The sequence below is a fragment of the Streptomyces sp. A5-4 genome, from assembly GCF_051131715.1.
GTDB lineage: Bacteria > Actinomycetota > Actinomycetes > Streptomycetales > Streptomycetaceae > Streptomyces.
Window position 1 is genome coordinate 8,084,677 of sequence record NZ_CP178591.1, and the last position, 21,530, is coordinate 8,106,206.

A 21,530-nucleotide genomic window follows, 5' to 3' on the forward strand; every position below is an offset into this window, starting at 1 on the left:
GGCCGTTCAGCGCCCGGCAGGCACCCAGTGCGCGAGGTCCTCCGCGAGCAGCCGCTTGGCGATCGCGTCGACGGCGGCCAGCAGTTCCGTGCCGCCGGGCCGCCCGCCGTCCTGCTCCAACTGCTCGCCGAGCCACTGGGCCCAGGCCTTCGCGATCAGTTCGGCCTCGCGCTCTCCGGCCGCCGTGTGCGACAGCAGGTTCCCGTCACGGGTGAGGTAGCCCTCGTCCACCATCCGGTCGAAGACCGGGAGCAGTACCTCGGGCGGGATACTGCGGCGGGTCGCGATCAGGCCGAGGCTGGCGTGTCCGACCAGCCGGGTGAACAGGGTGACCTGCATGACCGCCCAGGCCCCCGCGATGTCCAGCCTGGTGTCGGACGCGTTGATGACGCGCCGCGCCGTGTGGTCGCCCTTCTTCTGCAGGATCTTCGCGACGGACAGTTCGAGAAGCTTCGACGAATCACCCGAACTCGGCGAGGCGAAACCCTCACCCATGTTCGTGGAACCCGCGCGGGCGGTGTCGCGCAGCTTGACCTGCTTGAGGAACAACGCGACCAGGAAACCCACGATGGCGACGGGAACCGTCCACAGGAAGACGGTGTGCAGCGAGTCGGCGTACGCCGAGATGATCGGCTCGGCCTGGGCGCCCGGCAGCGTATGCAGCCCCGCCGGGCTCTGGGCGGCCTTGGCCACGGCGGCTGGGTCCGCCCCGCCGCCCACCCGCGCGGCTTCAGCGACTCCCTCCTTGAGGTTGGGCGCGAGGGAGTTGGCGTAGATCGTGCCGAACACGGCGGTCCCGAACGAGCTGCCGAGCGTACGGAAGAAGGTCACGCCGGAGGTCGCCGTGCCGAGGTCGGTGTACTCCACGGTGTTCTGCACGGCGATCGTCAGCACCTGCATGCACAGGCCGATACCGACACCGAGCACGAACATGTAGAGCGACTCCAGCCAGGCACTGGACTCCGCGCCCATCAGCGAGAGCAGATACAGGCCGACGCCCATCACCAGCGAGCCGACGATCGGGAAGATCCGGTACTGGCCCGTCTTGCTGACCACATTGCCGCTGAAGATCGACGCGATGAGCAGACCGAGGACCATCGGGAGCATGCGTACGCCGGAGATCGTCGCCGAGTCGCCGTCGACGTACTGCAGGAAGGTCGGCAGGAACGTCATGGCGCCGAGCATCGCGAAGCCCACGACGAAGCTGAGGACCGAGCAGACCGTGAAGACCGGATTGGAGAACAGCCGCATCGGCAGCATCGGTTCGGCGGCGCGCGTCTCGACGACGCAGAACAGGGCGAGCGAGATGAGCCCGCCCGCGAACAGGCCGATGATGACGCCCGAGCCCCACGCGTACTCGTTGCCGCCCCAACTCGTCGCCAGAATCAACGCGCTGGCGCCGACCGCGACGAGTGCGATGCCCAGATAGTCGATGACGGGTTTCGCGGCGGAGCGGACGGCGGGGATGTTGCGGGCGGCGGCGATCACCACGACGATCGCGATCGGCACATTGACGTAGAACGCCCAGCGCCAGGTCAGATGGTCCGTGAAGAGACCGCCGAGCAGCGGGCCGATCACCGTGGCGATACCGAATACCGCTCCGATCGCGCCCTGGTACTTGCCGCGTTCGCGCAGCGGGATCACATCGGCGATCAGCGCCATCGAGGTGACCATCAGGCCGCCCGCGCCGATGCCCTGCATCGCCCGCCAGGCGATCAGCATCGTCATGTTGCCCGACAGGCCGCACAGGAATGAACCGGTGATGAAGATGATCGCCGAGACCTGGAAGACCACCTTCCGGCCGAAGAGATCACCGAACTTGCCGACCAGGACGGTGGCGACGGTCTCGGCCAGCAGATACGCGGTGACCACCCACGACATGTGCGCCGCGCCGCCGAGCTCCGAGACGATCGTCGGCAGCGCGGTGCCCACGATGGTCTGGTCGAGCGCGGCCAGCAGCATCCCGAGCATGATCGTCCCAAAGACGATATTGCGCTGCCGTCTGTCGAGCACGGGCGGCTCCGCGGGCGGCGCGGCCGGGCGGGTCCCGCTGGTGGTGGTCACCCTTGCACCCTCACACCGGGCGCGGTGGGGCGCATGTGGTGCGGGCCCATTCAGGCGGCCCGCACCACCACCCGGCGTCCGGGGCGATGGGCACGCTCATGAGGTCCCGAACACGTCCGCGAGGTCGTAGCCCACGGGCTCCTCCAACTGGGCGTACGTACAGCTCTCCGGGGTCCGGTCGTCGCGCCGGCGTCGGAAGCGGGCGGTGTGCCGGAACCGGTCGCCCTCCATGTGGTCGTACGCGACCTCGCACACCGTCTCTGGACGCAGCGCCACCCACGACACGTCCTTCTTGCCGGACCAGCGGCTCGGCGTACCCGGCATCCGGGACTGCTCGTGGGCCGACGCGTCCGCCCACGCGGCCCAGGGATGCCCCTCGGTCTCCGGCGACTCCATGCGCAGCGGCTCCAGCTCTGCCACCAGCTCCGCGCGCCTGCTCATGGTGAACGCCGCGCACACCCCGACGTGCTGGAGTACTCCGGCGTCGTCGTAGAGGCCCAGCAGCAGCGAGCCGACGATCGGGCCGCTCTTGTGCAGCCGGTAGCCGGCGACGACGCAGTCCGCCGTCCGCTCGTGCTTGATCTTGTACATCAGACGGGTGTCCTGGCGGTACGGAATGGCCAGCGGCTTGGCGATCACGCCGTCGAGCCCGGCGCCCTCGTAGCGTTCGAACCAATGGCGGGCCACCTCGATGTCGGTGGTCGCCGGAGCCAGATGGACCGGGGCCGGCACACCGTCGAGCGCCTCGGACAAGGCCTCGCGGCGGTAGCACAGCGGGGCGTCGAGCAGCGCCTCGTCCCCCAGGGCCAGCAGATCGAACGCGACGAAGCTGGAGGGCGTCCGCTCCGCCAGCATCCGCACCCGGGACTCCGCGGGGTGGATGCGCTCGGTGAGCCGGTCGAAGTCGAGCCTGCCGTCGTGGGCGATCACGATCTCGCCGTCCATCACACAGCGGACCGGCAGCGCTTCGAGCAGCGACGCGGCCAGCTCGGGGAAGTACCGGGTCAGCGGCTTGCCCGACCGGCTGCCAATCACCAGCTCGTCGCCGTCCCGGTGGACGATCGCCCGGAAGCCGTCCCACTTGGCCTCGTACTGCATGTCCGGGCCGGGCGGAATCTTGGCCACTGCCTTGGCCAGCATCGGTTTCACGGGTGGCATCACCGGGAGATCCATGGTCCGAGTCTGCGACCATTCGCGCAGAAGCGCCCGGTATGCCGCTCCGGCCGCATGCCCGGTATGCGCCAAAAGCCCGCCCGGCCTACCCTGGCGGACATGGGTGACGCGGTGGAACTGCAGGCCGGCGGGCGGACCGTAAGACTGTCCAGCCCCGACAAGATCTACTTCCCCGCGCGCGGCTACACCAAGTGGGACGTGGCGCAGTACTACCTGGCCGTGGGGGAGGGCATCACCCGCGCCCTGCGCGACCGCCCGACCACGCTCGAACGGTTCCCCGACGGCATCGGGGGCGAGTCCTTCTACCAGAAGCGTGCCCCCAAGAACCTGCCCGACTGGATCCCCACCGCCAGGATCGCCTTCCCCAGCGGCCGGGAGGCCGACGAGGTCTGCCCCACCGAGCCCGCCGCCGTCCTGTGGGCGGCGAACCTCGGCTCTCTCACCTTCCACCCCTGGCCGGTGCGCCGGGGAGACACCGACCACCCCGACGAACTGCGCATCGACCTGGACCCGCAGCCGGGAACGGACTTCGGGGACGCGGTCAGGACCGCCCACGAACTGCACACCCTGCTGGACGAGCAGGGGCTGCGCGGATGGCCCAAGACTTCCGGCGGCCGGGGGCTGCATGTCTTCGTCCCGATCGAACCCCGCTGGACCTTCACGGAGGTACGCCGCGCCGCCATCGCGGTCGGCCGTGAACTGGAGCGGCGGATGCCGCAGCGGGTCACCACCGCCTGGTGGAAGGAGGAGCGCGGTGAGCGGATCTTCGTCGACTACAACCAGACCGCGCGCGACCGCACCATGGCCTCCGCCTACTCCGTACGGCCGCACCCGCACGCGCCCGTCTCCGCGCCGTTGGGCTGGGACGAACTCGACGACGCGGAGCCCCAGGACTTCGACCTGGTCACCATGCCCACCCGGTTCGCCGAACTGGGCGACGTGCACGCGGACATGGACGAGCACGCCTTCTCACTGGACGGGCTGCTGGAGCTGGCCGACCGCGCCGAGCGGGACCACGGGCTCGGTGACATGCCGTATCCGCCGGACTATCCGAAGATGCCGGGCGAGCCCAAACGGGTCGCGCCCAGCCGGGCGAAGCACGACGACGCATGAGCGGGCAATCGGGCATGAGCGAGCAACCGGGAGCGGACGAGGCGCCGGACGTGGGCGAACAGCCGCAGACCAACGAGCCCTCGCACACCAACGAGCCGTCACCCGACGGTGAGGCCCCGCGCGGCAGTGGGCAACGGCCCCCGCACGGCGCCCACGGCAGGCCGCTGAGCAGGGGGGAGAAGTGGACGGCCTTCAAGGAGTCGCCGTTCCTGCCCGCCATCGTCCTGGTGTTCATCCTGGCCGTGGCGGCCGGGCTGTTCGCCGGTTCCTACACGTACACGATGGCCAACCCGACCCCGCACCGGATCCCCACCGCCGTGGTCGGCGACGCGCAGAGCCCGCGCGGCAAGGCCTTTGTCCAGGGCATGGAGAAGGCCCTGAACGCCTCCATGGACCTGACCCGGTACGACACGGTCACGCAGGCGCGCGAGGCCGTCGACGAGCAGACGGAGTTCGCGGTCCTGCGGATCAAGGGTCCCGGTGTGGAGCTCGACGTGGCGGGCGCCTCGGGAGCCACGGTCGCGCAGGTCCTCGCCGAGAGCGGCGCGAAGGTCGGCAAGGCGGTCGGTGTTCCCGTACAGATCAAGGACATCAAGCCCTTGCAGAAAGGCGATCCGCGCGGCCTCGCCCTCTTCTACATCTCGCTCGCCGCAGTGATCATCGGCTTCGTCGGCGCCATTCAGCTGAGCGTGCACGCCCGGGGTCTCAATCCGGCGGAGCGCATCGGCTTCACTGTGGCGTACGCACTGCTCGGGGCGTTCGCGATCGCGGCGGTGGTCGACTGGCAGCTTGGCGCCCTGGACCTGCCGTTCGTCGAGTCCTGGCTGATCCTCGCGCTCACCATGTTCACGTCCGGCATGGTCTTCACCATGTTCAACACCCTGATGGGCCGCTGGGCGATGATCCCCACCTGGGGACTGATGGTGCTGCTGGGCAACCCGTCCTCGGGCGGCGCGGTGTCGTGGCCGCTGCTGCCCTCCGCGCTCGGGCACATCGGCCGCTGGCTGCCGCCCGGCGCCTCGGTGAACGCGCAGCACACGGCCGTGTACTTCCAGGGCCATCAGCACCTCTTGCCGTTCCTGGTGCTGGCCGGGTGGGCGCTGGTGTCCTGCACGGTGTTCTGGGTCTGGCGCCACCGCCACCCCGGCGGCCGGGAGCGCGCACCCGCCCACGCGGTCGCCCACGCGGTGGCGCCCGCGGGCTGAACCGCACGAGGCCCCCGCCCTGCACTCGCAGGGTGGGGGCCTCGTCAACCCGCCTACAGCTAGAGCTGCTTGATGCGGATGTCGCGGTACGAGATCACATCGGTGGTCCCGTGGACCTGGAGCCCGACATAACCGGAGGCGTACCGCCGGCCGTCCGTTCCCGGGTCGTCGCCGCGCGGCGGGGTGAAGCTCTGCCCGCCGGCGTTCTCGAACTCATTGATCAGGACGCCGTTGCGGAAGATCGAATAGTGCTGACCCTCCACCCGGATCTCGTAGTCGTTCCAGGTGCCCTTGGGCGTGACACCCGCGCCGCCCAGACCCACCCGGTCGAAACCGTAGAGCGAGCCGGTCTTGTACATGTCGCCGTCGGGACGGTCGAGGATCTGCACCTCGTGGCCGTACTTGATGGCGACCCACTCCGGACGCGACTCCTCCGGGTGGTCGTGGACCTGCGGGAAGCGTACGAAGACACCGCCGTTGGCGTTTCCGGTGGCCGGGGCGTCGTCCCGCCACCGCAGCTTCAGGGAGAAGTCCTCGTACTTGCGCTCCGGGAACCACAGCATGCCCATGCCGGCGACCGTGGTGCTGCTGGTCATCGATCCGTCGGGGTTGAGACCGAACGAACCTCCGCCCACATGCTGCCACTTGTCGAACGACGACTGGCTGCCGTCGAAGAGATCCCGGTAGCCCTCGGTCTGGCCGGGCTTACCGATGCCGGACTGCTTGGCCGCCTTGTAGATCTTCTTGTGCTCGCGGGCGTCGACGACACCGTCGGCGAGCAGCTTGTCGAGCACCGTGTCGACGTGCTTGAGGAACAGGGCGTGGGAGGTCCACTCCTTCTCGTCCTCGATGAGCTCGTTGACGGTGCACCGGCTGCGCGTGATGCGGTTCGGCACACCGGTGTCGACCGTGCCGACGACGACCGTCAACCGCTCGTCGTGCTCGGCGCAGTTGGGCGCCGGCACGCCACCGCCCTCGGCGACGGTGAACGCCACCTGCTTGGCCGTTGACGTGTTGCCGGCCTTGTCCGTCGCACGGTGGGCGACGGTGTGCCGTCCCACGCGGTCGACGATCACGGGCACCGTGTAAGCGAGATACGGGCCGCCGTCGAGCGAGTACTCGACCTTGTCCACGCCCGAGCCCGCGTCCGTCGCGGCGAGCGCCACCTTCGCGCTGGTGATGTACGCGCCGTTGGAGTTCTTGGTCCCGGTGACGGTGGCCGTGGTCTCCGGCGGTGTCTTGTCCTCGGTCGGCGGTGCGACGACGGTGAAGTCGACGGCCTTCTCCGCGGCGGCGTTGCCCGCCTTGTCGGTGGCCCGGTAGCGGACCTTCTGCACGCCGACCTGGTGGACCATGACGGGTGCGGTGTACGGCTGCCAGGCGCCCGCCGCCCCGATCGCGTACTCGATGGTGTTGACACCCGACCCGGTGTCGGACGCGGTCACCGTGACCGTCGCCATGCCCAGGTACTCACCCTGCGGATTCTTCTCGCCGCTGACGGTGGCCGAGGTCTCCGGCGGTGTCTTGTCGTCCGTCGGCGGTGCGACGACGGTGAAGTCGACGGCCTTCTCCGCGGCGACATTGCCCGCCTTGTCGGAGGCCCGGTAGCGGATCTTGTGCGTCCCGACCTCGTGGACCATGACGGTTGCGGTGTACGGCTGCCAGGCACCGGCCGCCCCGATCGCGTACTCGACCTTGTCCACACCGGAGCCCGCGTCGGTCGCCGACACGGTCACCGAGGCGTGCCCGATGTACGCGCCGTCGGCGTTCTTCTCGCCCTCGACCTTCGCGGAGGTCTCCGGCGCCGCGGTGTCCTCGCCGCCGCCCTCGGTGACGGTGAGGATGCCCTCCATCGAACCGTGGCCCGGGATGGTGCAGTAGTAGCGGTACCTGCCGGGCTTGAGCGTGACCGTGGCGCTGTGCTTGCCCGCCTGGTCGTCGCTCGGGTTGGCGAGCAGGTTGAGCTGTACGTCGTTGTTGTACTCGGGGTCGGACACGTCGAAGGTCAGCGTGTGCGGCATCCCGGTCGTGTTGCCGGTCGCCCTGCTGTTCTCGAAGACGATCGTCGTCTCCCCGGCGACCGCCGTCGTCGGGAAGCTCAGATAGTGGTCGATGGGGTCGCCGGCGGTCCAGTTGAGCGTCTGCGCCGCGGCCTGCGGGGCCCCAGCTTCGTCGTCACGCCCGTACGCCGAGGTCGACGTCAGTCCGAGAACCATCAGCAGGGCGGCGGCGAGCGCCGTCCACAGCCGGGGAGCCGAGCCGGTACCGGGGAATGATCGTGGTGCTGATCGTGGGCTTCTTCGCCTCACTGCCTACTCCGCCTTCCTGGCCAGGTCCTTGGCGGCCGGGGTCGGCCCGCCACCCTTGTACGTCACGTGCCACAGCGCCGACTTGGAGTCCGAGGTGAAGAAGCCACGCCCGTAGTCCAGGACATAGAGCGAGCCGTCGGGCGCGAATTTCCAGTCCATGAGGTTGCGGATACCGGCCTCACCCACCGGGATGATCTTCTTCAGGTTCTCGGCGTGCGTGGGCAGTCCGCCCTTGCCGACGGTCTTGGGATCGGTGAGCACCGCGTGCCGCGGCTGGTCGGCGTCGTAGAAGTCGCCGACGAACCACTTGCCGTCCCAGTACGAGGGCCACTTCTGCGCGCTCGCGGTGGCCGCGTCGAAGCGGTAGACCGGGCCGTTCATCGTGGCCTGGCCGCCGCCCTTGAGCCACGGCAGGAGCAGCTTCTGCTCCTCCACCTTGTAGCTGGGGATGCCGTTGGCGTCGCGCGGGTAGTCGGGGCCGCCGCCCTGCGGCGAGTACCAGATGGTGTTGGGCGTGACGGGCGGCAGGTTCACCAGGCCGTTGTTGTTGGGCGACTCGTTCTTGGGCGCGGCGCAGTTGTACCAGCCGAGCGGCTTGCTCGGGTCCGGCAGATTGCGGTCGCGGTAGGGCTGGTTGTTGCCCATGCAGTACGGCCAGCCGTGGTTGCCCGGCTTGGTGATGGCCGCGAACGTGTCGTACTTGGCCGGCCCCCAGGTCGTCGAGGGCGCCCCGGCGTCCGGGCCGACCCAACCGGCGTACAGGGTGTCGGTCTTGGTGTCGATCGAGATCCGGGCCGGGTTGCGTACGCCCATCACATAGATCTCGCCGCGCGTCTTGCCGCCGCCCTCGTCCGGCTCCTGGCCGGTGAAGAGGTTGCCCGCGGGCAGCGTGTACGTGCCGTCGTCCTCGGGGTGGATGCGCAGGATCTTGCCGTTGAGGTTGTTGGTGTTGCCCGCGGTGCGGCGCGCGTCCGCGAAGGACACGCCCTTGAAGTTCGGCTCCGGGTTGTTGCCCGAGTAACCGTCGCTGAACTGCGAGGAGTTGTTGTCACCGGTGGCGATGTAGAGATTCTGCTTGGAGTCCCAGGCCAGTCCGCCGCCCGAGTGGCAGCAGCTGTGGATCTGGACCGGCCAGTCGAGCAGCACCTTCTCGGAGGCGAGGTCGAGCTTGTTGGTCGCCGGGTCGAGAGTGAACCTCGACACGCGGCGCTCGGCCATGTGCGTATCGCGGTTGATCTTCGAGTGGGGGGTGTAGTGCAGGTACACCCATCCGTTGGTGAGGTAGTCGGGGTCCAGCTCCATCCCGAGCAGCCCCTCCTCGTTCTTGGTCAGCTCGCCGCCGCCGCCCTTGTTGCCGAAGACGGTCAACGCACCCGCGAGGGTGACCTTCTTGGTCTTCGGGTCGTAGACGTGGACCTGGCCCTGCCCCTTGCCGGTGTCGGGGTTGTTCCAGTCGGTGACGACGGGGGCGCTGTTGTCGCCGCCGCCGCGTCCGATGTAGAAGATCCGCCCGTCCTTGGCGGTCACCAGGCCGTGCGGCTCGCCGATCTGGTCGGACTGGCCCGGCTGGTTGGGTGAAGTGACGCGCTCCGCCTTGTAGTTGGCGTTGATGGAGGCCGAGCAGTCGGCCTGCGCCAGGCGCGTCGTCCACTGGAGGGCGCCGCGCAGGTGGTCGCGGAAGTCCGTCTCCTGGAAGGAGTCGACCGTGCCGCCCATGCCGGTGTAGAAGGACCGGCCGCCGTCGTAGTCGCGGCACCAGGAGACCGGGTGGTCCGCGCCGTTGGCGCTGGTCCCCGGCTGGTACGTCGCCTCCCGGACCCGGGCCACGGTGTGCACGTCACCGGAGGGATTCTTCGTCCAGTTCAGCCACTTGTCGGGCCGCTTCCACTCCAGCGGCAGGCTCTTGGTGGCCGGGTGCTGCCGGTCGCCGATCTCCACGGTCGCACGCTGCGCGGTCGTGGGACCGCCTGCGGCCGGCCGGGCGCCGATCAGACCGGTGAACCAGTCCGAGTACGGCTCGGTGCGCGCCGCGTCGTGGAGCCCGAGGAAGCCGCCCCCGGCCTCCATGTAGCTCTCCAGGCCCGCTTCCTGCTCCGGGTCGAGGACATCGCCGCCGCCGGTCAGGAACACGACCGCATTGAACTTGCCGAGCTTGGCCTGGGTGAATATGGACGCGTCGTCGGTGGCGTCGACGCGGAAGCGCTGCGCCGCGGGGCCGGACTGGCCGATCTTCTCGATCGCCTCGATGCCCGCGTTGACGATGGGGGACTCCTCGTCGGCCGAGGCGTGGAAGACGAGTACCCGGACATTGTCGCCACCGGGCGGTGACGGCAGGGACAACGTTGTCTTGGGCTCGGGATAGGGCCTGGCGGCGGCTGTGGTGCCGCCGAGCCCCCCGAGCAGGGACGCGGTTACGGCGGAGGCCAACAGGCCCGCCGCCAGGGCGCGTCGAGGCATTGGCCGTCTGGGCCGCGATTGTGGTGTGCGGAGCATGCGTTCACCCACCCCTCTCAGGTCACAGCAACAGCCGCTGAAACTAGACCCCTTTTCGCGGTCCGCCAATAGATACGACCGGGATCCCGTCAACTTTGTCCTGGGTGTGGATAAACGAAGATCGGCCGGTTACCGTGTGGCGTCACAGTGGTCACCGTGGTCACTGCGCAAGCCACAATCTCCGTTCCACAGTGGGGAGTCCGGCATGGACAGACGCAGTTTCAACCGACGCATGCTGGTGGGTGGTGGCGTGGCCGCCGCGACCGGCGTGACATCGTTGTCAGTGGCCGGCATCGCCGAATCGGCCCCGGCCGCGGAGAATCCGCCCCCCACCGCGCCCGCCGGTGGGCAGGTGAAACACCTGAAGATGTACGCCGAGAAGCTCGCCGACGGTCAGATGGGCTACGGCTTCGAGAAGGGCAAGGCGTCGATCCCTGGCCCGATGATCGAGCTGATCGAGGGCGACACCGTACACATCGAGTTCGAGAACACCATGGACGTCCCCGCCAGCCTGCATGTTCACGGCGTGGACTACGACGTGGCCAACGACGGCACGAAGCTCAACAAGAGCCATGTGGAGCCGGGCGGTACCCGCACGTACACCTGGCGCACGCATGTCGCGGGCAAGCGCAAGGACGGCACCTGGCGTCCGGGCAGCGCGGGCTATTGGCACTACCACGACCATGTGGTGGGCACGGACCACGGGACGGGCGGCATCCGCAAGGGGCTCTACGGCCCGCTGATCGTGCGCCGCAAGGGCGACATCCTGCCGGACAAGACCTTCACGATCGTCTTCAACGACATGACGATCAACAACAAGCCCGGCCACCAGAGCCCCAACTTCGCGGCCACGGTGGGCGACCGGGTCGAGATCGTGATGATCACGCACGGCGAGTATTACCACACGTTCCATATCCACGGTCACCGCTGGGCGGACAACAGGACCGGTCTCCTGGAGGGCCCCGCCGACCCCAGCCGGGTCATCGACAACAAGATCACCGGACCGGCCGACTCCTTCGGCTTCCAGATGATCGCCGGTGAACACGTGGGCGCGGGCGCCTGGATGTACCACTGCCACGTCCAGAGCCACTCGGACATGGGAATGGCCGGACTGTTCCTCGTCGCGAAGCCGGACGGCACGATTCCCGGCTACGAGCCGCACCACCCGGCAGGGCACGAACACTCCTAGCCCGTAAGGACCTTGACGCGCCCCATTTCTGGGTATTGAACATATCAGGAACTGCGATGAGTTCTCCCCGCGTGTTGAGTCAATACAGGCAGAGGAACGTACTCCTGTACGAGGCCATCGAATTGGAGGTGCGGCATGTGTCAGCACCAGCCCCCGTGCCCGTCCGCCGACCGCATCGACCGGGGCGCCGCGCGTACCGTCGAGTTCCACCCCGAGCAGGGCTGGAGCCGGCTGTGCAACGGTGCGATCGTCTTCGACGACCTGGGGCAGCTCCTGCCCGACGGCCGTATCTTCCCGCCCGGCGGCCCCGCGCCCCGGCAACTGCTCACGACGGTCTGAGGGGGTGGGTGCGGTGAAGGTGACGCGTATCCGTATCGCCAGGACGACGGCCCCCCGTCCGAGGGAGGTGCGCGAGCTTGATCTGCGCACACCTTCGGGGCGGGTGCTTCCGTACTGAACCAGCACCGGTGAAGGCGATCGTTGAGAGGACGTTCAACGGATGTTGATCGCGCCGGGGCAGCGTGTCCGGCATGCCGATCAACATCACCACCGAACATGAACTCTCCTGGCAGGAGACAGCGTTGTGCGCCCAGACAGGGCCCGACTTCTTCTTCCCGGCCCCCGGCAGCTCCACCCGTGAGGCCAAACAGCTCTGCGGGGCCTGCCCGGGGCGGGTCGCCTGCCTGGACTACGCGATGAGGAACGACGAGCGGTTCGGCGTCTGGGGCGGTCTCTCCGAGAAGGAGAGACTGCGCCTCAGGCGTGGCCGCCACTGAGCCCCGCGCCTCGCCCCCGACTTCGCACGCCGTCGAGCGGCCGAGAAGGCGGCCGAGCCCATCCGTGAGGATGCCCGCACGGACGCCTGGGCGGGATGTGCCCGCGCGCGCACGCGAACGCCGGACAGGCGATACGTTCCAGCCTGTCCGGCGTTCGAAGGACCAGGGGTCCGGGGCGAGCTCCGGGTCAGGAGGCCGCGGCGGCGCGCGCGGCCATCCGCTCCTTGCGCGCGGCCAGCTTCGCGTCGAACTTGCTCGCCTCCGCGTCCAGCCCGCCCATGTACAGGCCGAGCTCCTCCTGCGCCTTGAGACCGTCCGGGCCGAGCCCGCCGATGTCCATGACCTTCAGGTAGCGAAGGACCGGCTGCAGCACGTCGTCGTGGTGGATCCGCATGTTGTAGATCTCGCCGATCGCCATCTGGGCGGCGGCGCGCTCGAAGCCGGGCATGCCGTGACCGGGCATCCGGAAGTCGACGACGACGTCGCGCACGGACTGCATCGTCAGGTCGGGGGCGAGCTCGAAGGCCGCGCCCAGCAGGTTGCGGTAGAACACCATGTGCAGGTTCTCGTCGGTCGCGATCCGCGCCAGCATGCGGTCGCAGACCGGGTCGCCCGACTGGTGTCCGGTGTTGCGGTGCGAGACGCGCGTCGCGAGCTCCTGGAAGGCGACGTACGCCACCGAGTGCAGCATCGAGTGGCGGTTGTCGGACTCGAAGCCCTCCGCCATGTGCACCATCCGGAACTGCTCCAGCTTGTCCGGGTCGACGGCCCGCGAGGTGAGCAGGTAGTCGCGCATCACGATGCCGTGGCGGCCCTCCTCCGCGGTCCAGCGGTGCACCCAGGTGCCCCAGGCACCGTTGCGGCCGAAGAGGGAGGCGATCTCGTGGTGGTAGCTCGGGAGATTGTCCTCGGTCAGCAGGTTCACGACGAGCGCGATCTTGCCGATCTCGGTGACCTTGGACTGCTCGGGCTCCCAGGCCTTGCCGTCGTCGAAGATACCGGGGAAATTACGGCCGTCGGTGAACGGGACGTACTCGTGCGGCATCCAGTCCTTGGCGACCTTGAGATGGCGGTTGAGTTCCTTCTCCACCACCTCCTCCAGTGCGAACAGCAGTCGGGCGTCGTTCCACGCGTCCGAACTGCCGAGTTGGGGAGAGGTGATCGTCACGGGTGCTCCTGGGGACGGGGACGAGGGGTACCTACGGCTTCGTAGGTTACGAGACCGTAGGTTAAGCGCGCAGTAAGAGCTGAGCCAAGTCCCGGAGCGTAATGTCCCGCTACGTTCCGTTATGCATACAGGTCACGGAGGCGTACCGAGAGGCATGTCACGCAGCCTTCCAGCTTCTCGAACTCGCTGATTTCCACCAGAACGGGTTCGTGTCCGAGGTCGGCGAACAGCTCGGCCGTCCTCGGCGCGCTCGCCGCCATCAGCAGTTTCCCGCCGCCCAGCAGCACCACGTGCGCCCCCGCCTCCTCCGGCACCGGCAGAAAGCGGGGGAACAGCGAGGGGGCGTCCACCAGCGGCTCGTAACCGATGACCGTGCCGTCCGGCAGCGCGGTGACGGCGGACTTCAGGTGCAGCACCTTGCTCATCGGCACGGCCACCACCCGTGCCCCGAGCGGCTCGAAGGCCTCCCGCAGCTGCAGCACGCCGGCGGCGTTCGTGCGGCCCCCGCGCCCGACGTACACGGTGTCACCGATCTTGAGGACATCGCCGCCGTCCAGGGTGCCGGGCTCCCACACCCAGTTCACCGAGCAGCCCAGCCGGGCCGCCGCCTCCTCCACGCCCCCGGTCTCCGGCCTGCGCGACTCGGCCCCCGGCCGGGCGATCAGGGCCACGTTCCGGTACATCACCACCGCGTCCTCGACGAACACGCCGTCCGGGCAGTCGTCGGCAGGATCCACCTCGACGGTCTCCCAGCCATGGGCGCGCAGCGTCGCGACGTACGCCCCCCACTGCTCGACGGCCAGATCCGGGTCCACCGGGCTGCGCCCGATGTGGGTGACGAGCCCCTCGGCCAGGCGGGGGCTCGGGCGGCGGACGAGGGCTTTGCTGCTGGGCACGACGGTCTCTCCATCTGCGGATCGGCGACGGGACAACGGCTGGCGCCCATCATGGACCGTCCCGCCCCGGCCCGGGGCAGGTGGCCCCGGACCTGCACGGCTCCGTCACTCCGGGTCCGCCACCACCCCCATCTCCAGCCGGCGGGTGATGCCGATCGACTCCAGGAACGGCTCGTCGTGGCTCGCCACGATCAGCGCCCCCTCGTACGACTCCAGGGCCTGGGTGAGCCGCCGTACGCTCGCCATGTCCAGGTTGTTCGTCGGCTCGTCGAGCATCAGTAGCTGCGGCGCGGGCTCCGCGAGCAGCAGCGCGGCCAGCGTCGCGCGAAAGCGCTCGCCGCCCGACAGCGTCCCGGCCTGCTGATCGGCCCGCGCCCCCTTGAAGAGGAAGCGGGCGAGCCGCGCCCTGATGACGTTGTTGGTCGCCGACGGCGCGAACCGCGCCACGTTCTCGGCGACGGTCAGCCGGTCGTCCAGCACGTCGAGGCGCTGCGGCAGGAACCGTAGGGGCACATGCGCCACCGACTCGCCCGACACCGGCTCCCACTGCCCGGCGATCGTGCGCAACAGGGTCGTCTTGCCCGACCCGTTGCGCCCGACCAGCGCGATCCGCTCAGGACCGCGCACCTCGAACTCGCCGCCGACCGCGGCCCCGTAACGCAGTTCCACCTCGCGCAGCGTCAGCACCCGGCGCCCCGGAGGGACCGTGGTGTACGGCAGCTCGACGCGGATCTCGTCGTCGTCGCGCACCGCGTCGGCGGCATCGCTCAGCCGGTCCCTGGCCTCGGCCAGTTTCTCGGTGTGCATGATGCGGTGCTTTCCCGCGGACTCCTGCGCGGCGCGCTTGCGGGCGCCCATCACGATCTTGGGCTCCCGCTTCTGCTCGAACATCTTCTGCCCGTACCGCTTGCGGCGGGCCAGCTTCACCTGGGCATCGGCCAGCTCCTTCTTCTGCCGGTGCACGTCGGCCTCGGCGACCCGCACTATGCGCTCGGCCGCCTCCTGCTCCACGGCCAGGGCCTCCTCGTACGCCGAGAGGTTCCCGCCGTACCAGTGGACTTCGCCGTCGCGCAGATCGGCGATCTGATCGACCCGCTCAAGGAGTTCACGGTCGTGGCTGACCACGTCCATCACGCCCGACCAGGCCTCGACGGCGGCGTACAGGTGCTGCCGTGCGTGCAGATCGAGATTGTTGGTCGGCTCGTCGAGCAGCAGCACGTCGGGGCGGCCCAGCAGCAGGGCGGCGAACCGCAGCAGCACCGACTCGCCGCCCGACAGCTCCCCGATCGTCCGGTCCAGGCCGATCCCGGTCAGCCCGAGCTGATCGAGGGTGGCGCGGGCGCGCTCCTCGACGTCCCAGTCGTCGCCGACCGCGGAGAAGTTGGCCTCGGTGGCCTCGCCCGCCTCGATGGCGTGCAGCGCGTCGCGGGTCTCCCGGACGCCCAGCGCCTCGTCGACGCGCAGCGCGGTGTCGAGGACCAGGTTCTGCGGCAGGTAGCCGATCTCGCCGGACACCTGGATCTTGCCGCCGGTGGGGCGGAGTTCACCAGCGACCAGCCGCAACAGGGTTGATTTTCCTGAGCCGTTGAGCCCGATGAGCCCGGTCCTGCCGGGACCGACCGCCAGCTGGAAGTCGTCGAACACGGGCGTACCGTCCGGCCAGCGGAAAGAGAGCGCCGAGGCGGTGAGAGAAGTGGGAAAGGTAGACACAGGGGCCTCCCGGTTGCTGAGAAAAGATCAGGGGCAACGGGTGGAGACACCGTGGACAGGCACGACAGGACGACAGCGAAAAGGCCCCGGGCGGGGGAATGGGGACGGCTCAGGCGTCGAGGTCGCACGCAGCGCGAACGGACTTGTCGGTCCGTACAGCACGGTGACTCAGAACCTCAGACGCGCAACGTCCCACTCCGATCGACGACAACAGGGCCAGGATCAAAGTACAACGCGGCGGTGAAGGCGCGAAACGATTTAACGGGCCTCGGGTCGCGGCGCGTCCGACGGCCGTGCGCCGCCGGACGGGGGGGCGGCGGTTTCAGGCGGCGTCGCGCAGCAGCTCGGCGAGGTCGTGATCCACGTCGAGGTGCAGGTGCTCGCCGCCCACCGGGACGATCTCGTGGGTGCGCTTGAGGAAATGGCGCAGGTCGGAGGTGCGGATATGGACCATCGCGGTGCCCTCGGCGGCGTGGAACTCCAGCACGGTCCTGCCGTACCCGTAGGGCCGCACCTGTACGTCGCCCACTCCGGCCCGCGCGTCGACGCCGTCCTCCAGGAGCTCACGGGCGAAGGCCCAGGACACCTCGATGCCCTCCAGCGTCGCCGGCGGAGGGAAGCACATGCGCACGGCGAAGGGATCCTCGCGGTCGTACCGCAGAGTCGCGGGGACGCTCTCCATCCGGGGAGTGGACGACACCAGGCGGGCCTGCACTGCTTGTTCGATCATGATCGCCAATGCCTGCTCCCTCTCATGCGTCCTGTCACAGAGACAGACGACGGAACGCGTGATTCCGTGCATGCCGGGGGTGCGTGAGCTGCGTCACGATTCGGACTGTCAGGGCGCCAATCCGGCCACTTGCGCCCCTCGCACCGCCCGCGTCACTTCCCGCCACACGGGCCCGCGTGATCGCAACACGGCTGATTCCCGCTCGCCCCGCAGCCCCACAGCATCACCCGAGTCTCGTGCCGGGCACCCTGCGCCGTGTCCACCACGAGCTCGCCGCGCAGCAGGAGTTGGCCCGCCGGATTGCGCCCGACGACGGCCGGATGCTCGGCGGCCTCGGCGGGGCCGTCCGGGAACCGGGCCTGCAGGGCGCCGCTCGGACAGCGGCGGACCACCTCGGCGACCAGCTCGGCCGGGCCGCCTTCGGGCTGGATCCAGGGGCGTTTCTCCAGGTCGAAGACGTGCGGCAGGCCCCTGACGCACTCCGCCGCGTGCAGGCACCGACCGGGCTCGAAGGTGACGTCGGCGAGCCTGCCCGTGTACTCCTTGACCTTTCCCGGCTCCGCGCTCATGGCGGCGCTCCTTCCTGCCGCTCAGTCCGAGACCCGGCTGCGGCTCTGGTAGGCGAGATCCGCGTACTCCGGATGCCGGGCGAGGTAGCGGGAGGAGAACGGACACACGGCCAGCACGCGCAGTCCCGCCGCGCGCGCCGCGTCGAGGGACTCCCGGGCGAGGGCGGAGCCGACACCACGGCCCTCGTGGGCCGGGTCGACCTCGGTGTGGACGAAGGCGATCAGCTCGTGCGTACGGATGTACTGCGTGAACCCGGCGACGGAGTCCGAGCCGTCCAGCCGGGCCTCGTAGCGGTCCGCCGCAGGGGCGTCGATGACCGTGACTGCCATGACGAGCTCCTTGCCCGTCGGTCCGGCGCGGCCCCACCGCGGCCCCGCTCCAGGGTTCACTCTAGGAACGCGCGTGCGAGGCGCACTCTGGACGGCATGGGAGCGGTGGGCTAGTTTCCAGCGCCATGAGGCCCATGGGGAAAATGCGACGCGTGATGTCGGCCGGACTGTGTGCGGCGGCGGTGACCGCGGCGCTGGTCACGCCGGCCGAGGCGCGGCCGGACGGCGTTGCCCAATCCGCTGGTTCCGCCGGCGCCGCGACCGGGGCGAAGCTCGGCTGGCAGCTGACGGACACCGGCACGGACGCGCGGTTCAGGGGCCTGGCGGCGGTCAGCAGGAACACCGCGTGGGTGGCCGGCTCGAAGGGCACCGTACTGCGCACCGGCGACGGTGGCCGCAGCTGGCGAAACGTCTCTCCGCCGGGCGCCGGTGAGCTTGAGTTCCGCGACATCGAGGCGTTCGACGGGCGGCGCGCGGTTGTGCTGGCCATCGGGGAGGGCGAGGCGTCGCGGGTCTTTCGCACCGACGACGGCGGTGTGAGCTGGAGCGAGAGCTTCCGCAACACCGACCCGAAGGCCTTCTACGACTGCCTCACCTTCTTCGACAGCCGCCACGGCCTGGCGATGAGCGACCCGGTGGACGGCAAGTACCGCATGCTGTCCACCGGCGATGGCGGCAAGTCCTGGAAGGTGCTGCCGAACGCGGGGATGCCGGCCGCGCAGCCCGGCGAGGCGGGGTTCGCGGCGAGCGGGCAGTGCCTGGTCAGCTCGGGGGCGCGGGACGTATGGCTGGCCACGGGCGGCGCGGCCACCGCGCGCGTGCTGCACTCCGGCGACCGCGGCCTGACCTGGACCGCCACCCAGTCGACGATCCCGGCCGGCGACCCGGCCAGGGGAGTCTTCGGCCTCGCCTTCCGCGACCGCCACCACGGCATCGCCGTCGGCGGTGACTACCGGACGGGCCAGGCCTCCCCGAGGGCGGCGGCGATCACCGGCGACGCGGGCCGCAGTTGGCGGCAGGCCAAGACACCGCCGCCCGCCTACCGCTCGGGGGTGGCCTGGCTGCCCCACAGCAGGAACGCGGCGCTCGCGGTGGGCCCGGAGGGCACGGACCTGACGATGGACGGGGGCCGCAGCTGGCGCACGATCGACGGCGGGTCCTACGACACGGTCGACTGCACCCGGGACTTCGGATGCTGGGCGTCGGGGGAGAAGGGGCGAGTGGCCCGCTTCGGCGGATGACTCTCGTGGGCGGGCTGACAATTCAGCCCGCCCACGCACCGAGGCGATGCACCCGACCCGCACCCGCCCAACCACCGCGTCGACGCACCCGCGCCCGCCCACGCACCGCGTCGACGCACCCGCACCCGCACCCGCACCCGCACCCGCGCCCACACCCGTCTACGAAGGCAACTGCTCCCGGTATCCCGCCAGTTCCGCCGCCGTCTTCGTCGCCACGAACTCCGTGATCCGGTACACGCAGACCCCCGCCGCGGTGAAGGGGTCCTCCGCCGCGATCCGTTCGACCCGCGCCCGGTCGACCCCCACGGCCAGGATCACGCCGCCGTCCCGCGGCACCTTCCGCCCCGAAGCGATGAAGACACCCGCCGCGTACTGCGCGTCCAGCCACGCGACGTGCGCGTCCAGCAGCTCGTTGACGCGCTCAAGGGGCTCGGTGTAGGTCAATTCGAGTACGAACATGATCGTCAGGTTACCGTCGGCCCGTTCTAGGGTGGTCGTCACCATGACGACCATAGAAACCCCCGCCGACGAGGCCGCCGCCCGAGCGATCCAGGACGCACTGCGCACCCGCGTGGTGCTCGACCAACCGGGACCCCCGCCCGGCACCGGCCGGGTGACGGGGGTGGACGTCGCGTACGACGACGAGCGCGACGTCGTCGTCGCCGCGGCCGTCGTCCTCGACGCCGCCACGCTCACCGTGCTCGACGAGGCCACCGCCGTCGGCCGGGTCGCCTTCCCGTACGTACCGGGCCTGCTGGCTTTCCGGGAACTGCCGACGGTGCTCGCCGCACTCGAATCCCTGTCGGCGGACCCCGGCCTGGTGGTCTGCGACGGTTACGGGCGGGCCCACCCGCGCCGTTTCGGCCTGGCCAGCCACCTCGGCGTGGTCACCGGACTCCCGACGATCGGCGTCGCCAAGAACCCCTTCACCTTCCGGTACGAGCAACCGGGCCCCCGGCGCGGTGACGTGTCCCCGCTGCTCGACCACGACGAGGAAGTGGGCCGCGCGCTGCGCACCCAGGACGCGGTGAAACCGGTCTTTGTCTCCGTCGGCCACCGGGTGAGCCTGGACAACGCCTGCGCCCACACCCTGCGGCTGGCCCCCGACTACCGCATCCCGGAGTCCACCCGCAGAGCCGACACCCTCTGCAGGCAGGCCCTGCGCGAGGTGACGGCCTGACCCCGGCGGCCCACGCCCCCGCCCCTACACCTGACGCACATCCGCGACCCGGAACCGGATCCCCGCCCCCTGCAACCGCTCAAGCAGCGCGTCCCCCATCGCCTCCACCGTCGTCACCTGTCCCGACGTCTTGGGCAGGTCGTCGAAGGCGAGGCACAGCACCGACTCCGCGAGCATCTTCGCGGTCTCGTCGTACCCGGGGTCGCCGCCGGACACCTCGGTGAACACCCGCCGCCCGCCGCCCTCGCCCACGAACCGCACCGAGAACCAACTCCGGTCCCTGCGCTCCGCGTCGGGCCCCGCGCCCGCTCCGTATCGGCCCGTCAGCCAGCTGCGCGCGGCCGGGATCTGCGCGAGCGCGAACAGGGCGCCCACCGCGGCCACACTCGCGCCCGCGACCGGCAGCCACTTCACCGACGCGTAGTGCCGGTAGCGGAAGTCGGGCCCGTAGCGTTCGAGCGCCGCCGCCGAGCGGGCCACCACCTGCGGGTCCAGGGTGCTCAGCGGCAGCGCCCAGGTGCCGGTCTCCCGGCTGCGCCGCGGCGCGGCGAACGGCGCCCGCGCCCGACGGCCCACCGGCTGCGGTTCCTGCTGCCGCCGTTCCTTCGCGGCCCGCAGGATCTGCGGCCCGCGCGCGAAGGCGTTGAGCGCCGAGGCGAGCGTCCCGCCGGAGAACATCGCGCCGGCGCGGACGAATCCGTCGATCCGCAGCGCTACGTCCTCGGGCAACTGCTGCACCGTGTAGTACACGCCGAGGTCGTGCGGGATCGAGTCGAAGCCGCAGGCGTGCACGATCCGCGCTCCGGTCTCCCTGGCGCGTGCGTCGTACTCGACGTACATCCGGTCGGCGAACTCGGACTCGCCCGACAGGTCCGCGTAGTCCGTCCCGGCCTCGGCGCACGCGGCGACCACACCCTCGCCGTACCAGACGTAGGGCCCGACCGTCGTCGCCAGCACCCGGGTGCTCCCGGCGAGCTCACGCAGCGATCCCGAGTCGGACACATCGGCGCGCAGCAGGGGAAGCGTCGCGCAGGCCGGGTCGATCGCGGTGAGCCGCTCGCGCAGCTTCTCCAACTTCGCGTTACTGCGCCCGGCCAGCGCCCACCGGCAGTCCAACGGGGCGTGCCGCGCGAGATATTCCGCCGTCAGCTCCCCGACGAAGCTCGTCGCCCCGAAGAGCACGATGTCGTACGCGCGACCGTTCGCACGCCCTGATCCAGCTGGCACTGTCTCGCCCATGCACGCCTCCGCAGTCGGTACCGAGCCACTGTCGGTCGCCGAGGCTAGCGTGATCCGCGAGGAAAAAGAACTAAGCGCTTGCTCGCCCGAAGGGCTTGTGCAGAGTGGAACACGTTCTTAGCATCGTTGCTGTTACATCGGTTGT

Annotated in this window: 19 protein-coding genes; 7 read left to right on the top strand and 12 right to left on the bottom strand. The window is 69.9% G+C overall.

Annotated elements, in window-relative coordinates:
- Nucleotides 1-6: 6 nt before the first annotated feature.
- Complete coding sequence (locus ACLLJJ_RS37800) at nucleotides 7-2,064, bottom strand: MDR family MFS transporter (protein ID WP_434599224.1); 2,058 nt, start codon at nucleotides 2,062-2,064, stop codon at nucleotides 7-9.
- 96 nt (nucleotides 2,065-2,160) lie between these two features.
- Entirely contained in the window at nucleotides 2,161-3,237 is a 1,077-nt protein-coding gene (locus ACLLJJ_RS37805) for an ATP-dependent DNA ligase (RefSeq protein WP_434599225.1), read from the bottom strand.
- A 99-nt stretch (nucleotides 3,238-3,336) separates the two neighbouring features.
- Between ACLLJJ_RS37805 and ligD the strand changes: the two genes are divergently transcribed.
- Together ligD and ACLLJJ_RS37815 are read left to right on the top strand one after the other, a co-directional pair.
- Complete coding sequence (gene ligD, locus ACLLJJ_RS37810) at nucleotides 3,337-4,350, top strand: non-homologous end-joining DNA ligase (RefSeq protein ID WP_434599226.1); 1,014 nt, start codon at nucleotides 3,337-3,339, stop codon at nucleotides 4,348-4,350.
- Between the two features lie 14 nt (nucleotides 4,351-4,364).
- The gene (locus tag ACLLJJ_RS37815; RefSeq protein ID WP_434599228.1) at nucleotides 4,365-5,555 is read left to right on the top strand and encodes an ABC transporter permease; all 1,191 of its coding nucleotides are present in this window, start codon (nucleotides 4,365-4,367) and stop codon (nucleotides 5,553-5,555) included.
- Nucleotides 5,556-5,614: 59 nt separating this feature from the next.
- On the opposite strand, the gene ACLLJJ_RS37820 is transcribed toward ACLLJJ_RS37815, so the two are convergent.
- Together ACLLJJ_RS37820 and ACLLJJ_RS37825 are read right to left on the bottom strand one after the other, a co-directional pair.
- On the bottom strand, nucleotides 5,615-7,771 hold the full coding sequence (locus ACLLJJ_RS37820; RefSeq protein ID WP_434599229.1) for an OmpL47-type beta-barrel domain-containing protein: 2,157 nt from the start codon (nucleotides 7,769-7,771) through the stop codon (nucleotides 5,615-5,617).
- 96 nt (nucleotides 7,772-7,867) lie between these two features.
- Nucleotides 7,868-10,321: a ThuA domain-containing protein gene (locus ACLLJJ_RS37825; RefSeq protein WP_434599231.1), complete on the bottom strand. Its 2,454-nt coding sequence runs from the start codon at nucleotides 10,319-10,321 to the stop codon at nucleotides 7,868-7,870.
- Nucleotides 10,322-10,562: 241 nt separating this feature from the next.
- On the opposite strand from ACLLJJ_RS37825, the gene ACLLJJ_RS37830 reads away from it, so the two are divergent.
- The 3 genes from ACLLJJ_RS37830 (at nucleotide 10,563) to ACLLJJ_RS37840 (ending at nucleotide 12,322) form a co-directional block, all read left to right on the top strand.
- Entirely contained in the window at nucleotides 10,563-11,546 is a 984-nt protein-coding gene (locus tag ACLLJJ_RS37830) for a multicopper oxidase domain-containing protein (protein ID WP_434599232.1), read from the top strand.
- 135 nt (nucleotides 11,547-11,681) lie between these two features.
- Nucleotides 11,682-11,885, top strand: a complete 204-nt coding sequence (locus ACLLJJ_RS37835; protein WP_434599233.1) for a DUF5999 family protein — start codon at nucleotides 11,682-11,684, stop codon at nucleotides 11,883-11,885.
- Nucleotides 11,886-12,076: 191 nt separating this feature from the next.
- Nucleotides 12,077-12,322 carry a WhiB family transcriptional regulator gene (locus ACLLJJ_RS37840; RefSeq protein ID WP_434599234.1) on the top strand — a complete coding sequence of 82 codons (246 nt, stop codon included), beginning with the start codon at nucleotides 12,077-12,079 and terminating at the stop codon, nucleotides 12,320-12,322.
- Between the two features lie 187 nt (nucleotides 12,323-12,509).
- On the opposite strand, the gene ACLLJJ_RS37845 is transcribed toward ACLLJJ_RS37840, so the two are convergent.
- The 6 genes from ACLLJJ_RS37845 to ACLLJJ_RS37870 all read right to left on the bottom strand — a co-directional run bounded on the left by ACLLJJ_RS37845 (nucleotide 12,510) and on the right by ACLLJJ_RS37870 (nucleotide 17,725).
- Nucleotides 12,510-13,490 (bottom strand): acyl-ACP desaturase, encoded by a 981-nt coding sequence (locus ACLLJJ_RS37845; protein ID WP_434599235.1) that lies wholly within the window; start codon nucleotides 13,488-13,490, stop codon nucleotides 12,510-12,512.
- A 119-nt stretch (nucleotides 13,491-13,609) separates the two neighbouring features.
- Nucleotides 13,610-14,386: a dimethylargininase gene (gene ddaH, locus ACLLJJ_RS37850; protein ID WP_434599236.1), complete on the bottom strand. Its 777-nt coding sequence runs from the start codon at nucleotides 14,384-14,386 to the stop codon at nucleotides 13,610-13,612.
- Nucleotides 14,387-14,491: 105 nt separating this feature from the next.
- On the bottom strand, nucleotides 14,492-16,096 hold the full coding sequence (locus ACLLJJ_RS37855; RefSeq protein WP_434599237.1) for an ABC-F family ATP-binding cassette domain-containing protein: 1,605 nt from the start codon (nucleotides 16,094-16,096) through the stop codon (nucleotides 14,492-14,494).
- Nucleotides 16,097-16,418: 322 nt separating this feature from the next.
- A complete protein-coding gene (locus ACLLJJ_RS37860; RefSeq protein WP_434599239.1) occupies nucleotides 16,419-16,835 on the bottom strand; it encodes an SsgA family sporulation/cell division regulator in 417 nt (138 codons plus the stop codon).
- A 143-nt stretch (nucleotides 16,836-16,978) separates the two neighbouring features.
- On the bottom strand, nucleotides 16,979-17,395 hold the full coding sequence (locus ACLLJJ_RS37865) for a (4Fe-4S)-binding protein (protein ID WP_434599240.1): 417 nt from the start codon (nucleotides 17,393-17,395) through the stop codon (nucleotides 16,979-16,981).
- 21 nt (nucleotides 17,396-17,416) lie between these two features.
- Nucleotides 17,417-17,725 (bottom strand): GNAT family N-acetyltransferase, encoded by a 309-nt coding sequence (locus tag ACLLJJ_RS37870; RefSeq protein WP_434599241.1) that lies wholly within the window; start codon nucleotides 17,723-17,725, stop codon nucleotides 17,417-17,419.
- A 155-nt stretch (nucleotides 17,726-17,880) separates the two neighbouring features.
- Between ACLLJJ_RS37870 and ACLLJJ_RS37875 the strand changes: the two genes are divergently transcribed.
- Nucleotides 17,881-18,966 carry a WD40/YVTN/BNR-like repeat-containing protein gene (locus ACLLJJ_RS37875; protein WP_434600634.1) on the top strand — a complete coding sequence of 362 codons (1,086 nt, stop codon included), beginning with the start codon at nucleotides 17,881-17,883 and terminating at the stop codon, nucleotides 18,964-18,966.
- Between the two features lie 159 nt (nucleotides 18,967-19,125).
- On the opposite strand, the gene ACLLJJ_RS37880 is transcribed toward ACLLJJ_RS37875, so the two are convergent.
- Nucleotides 19,126-19,425, bottom strand: coding sequence for a YciI family protein (locus tag ACLLJJ_RS37880; protein WP_434600635.1), 300 nt, complete (start codon nucleotides 19,423-19,425; stop codon nucleotides 19,126-19,128).
- A gap of 43 nt (nucleotides 19,426-19,468) precedes the next feature.
- Between ACLLJJ_RS37880 and ACLLJJ_RS37885 the strand changes: the two genes are divergently transcribed.
- On the top strand, nucleotides 19,469-20,146 hold the full coding sequence (locus ACLLJJ_RS37885) for an endonuclease V (protein ID WP_434599242.1): 678 nt from the start codon (nucleotides 19,469-19,471) through the stop codon (nucleotides 20,144-20,146).
- Nucleotides 20,147-20,170: 24 nt separating this feature from the next.
- On the opposite strand, the gene ACLLJJ_RS37890 is transcribed toward ACLLJJ_RS37885, so the two are convergent.
- Nucleotides 20,171-21,385, bottom strand: a complete 1,215-nt coding sequence (locus ACLLJJ_RS37890) for a saccharopine dehydrogenase family protein (protein ID WP_434599243.1) — start codon at nucleotides 21,383-21,385, stop codon at nucleotides 20,171-20,173.
- Between the last annotated feature and the right edge of the window lie 145 nt (nucleotides 21,386-21,530).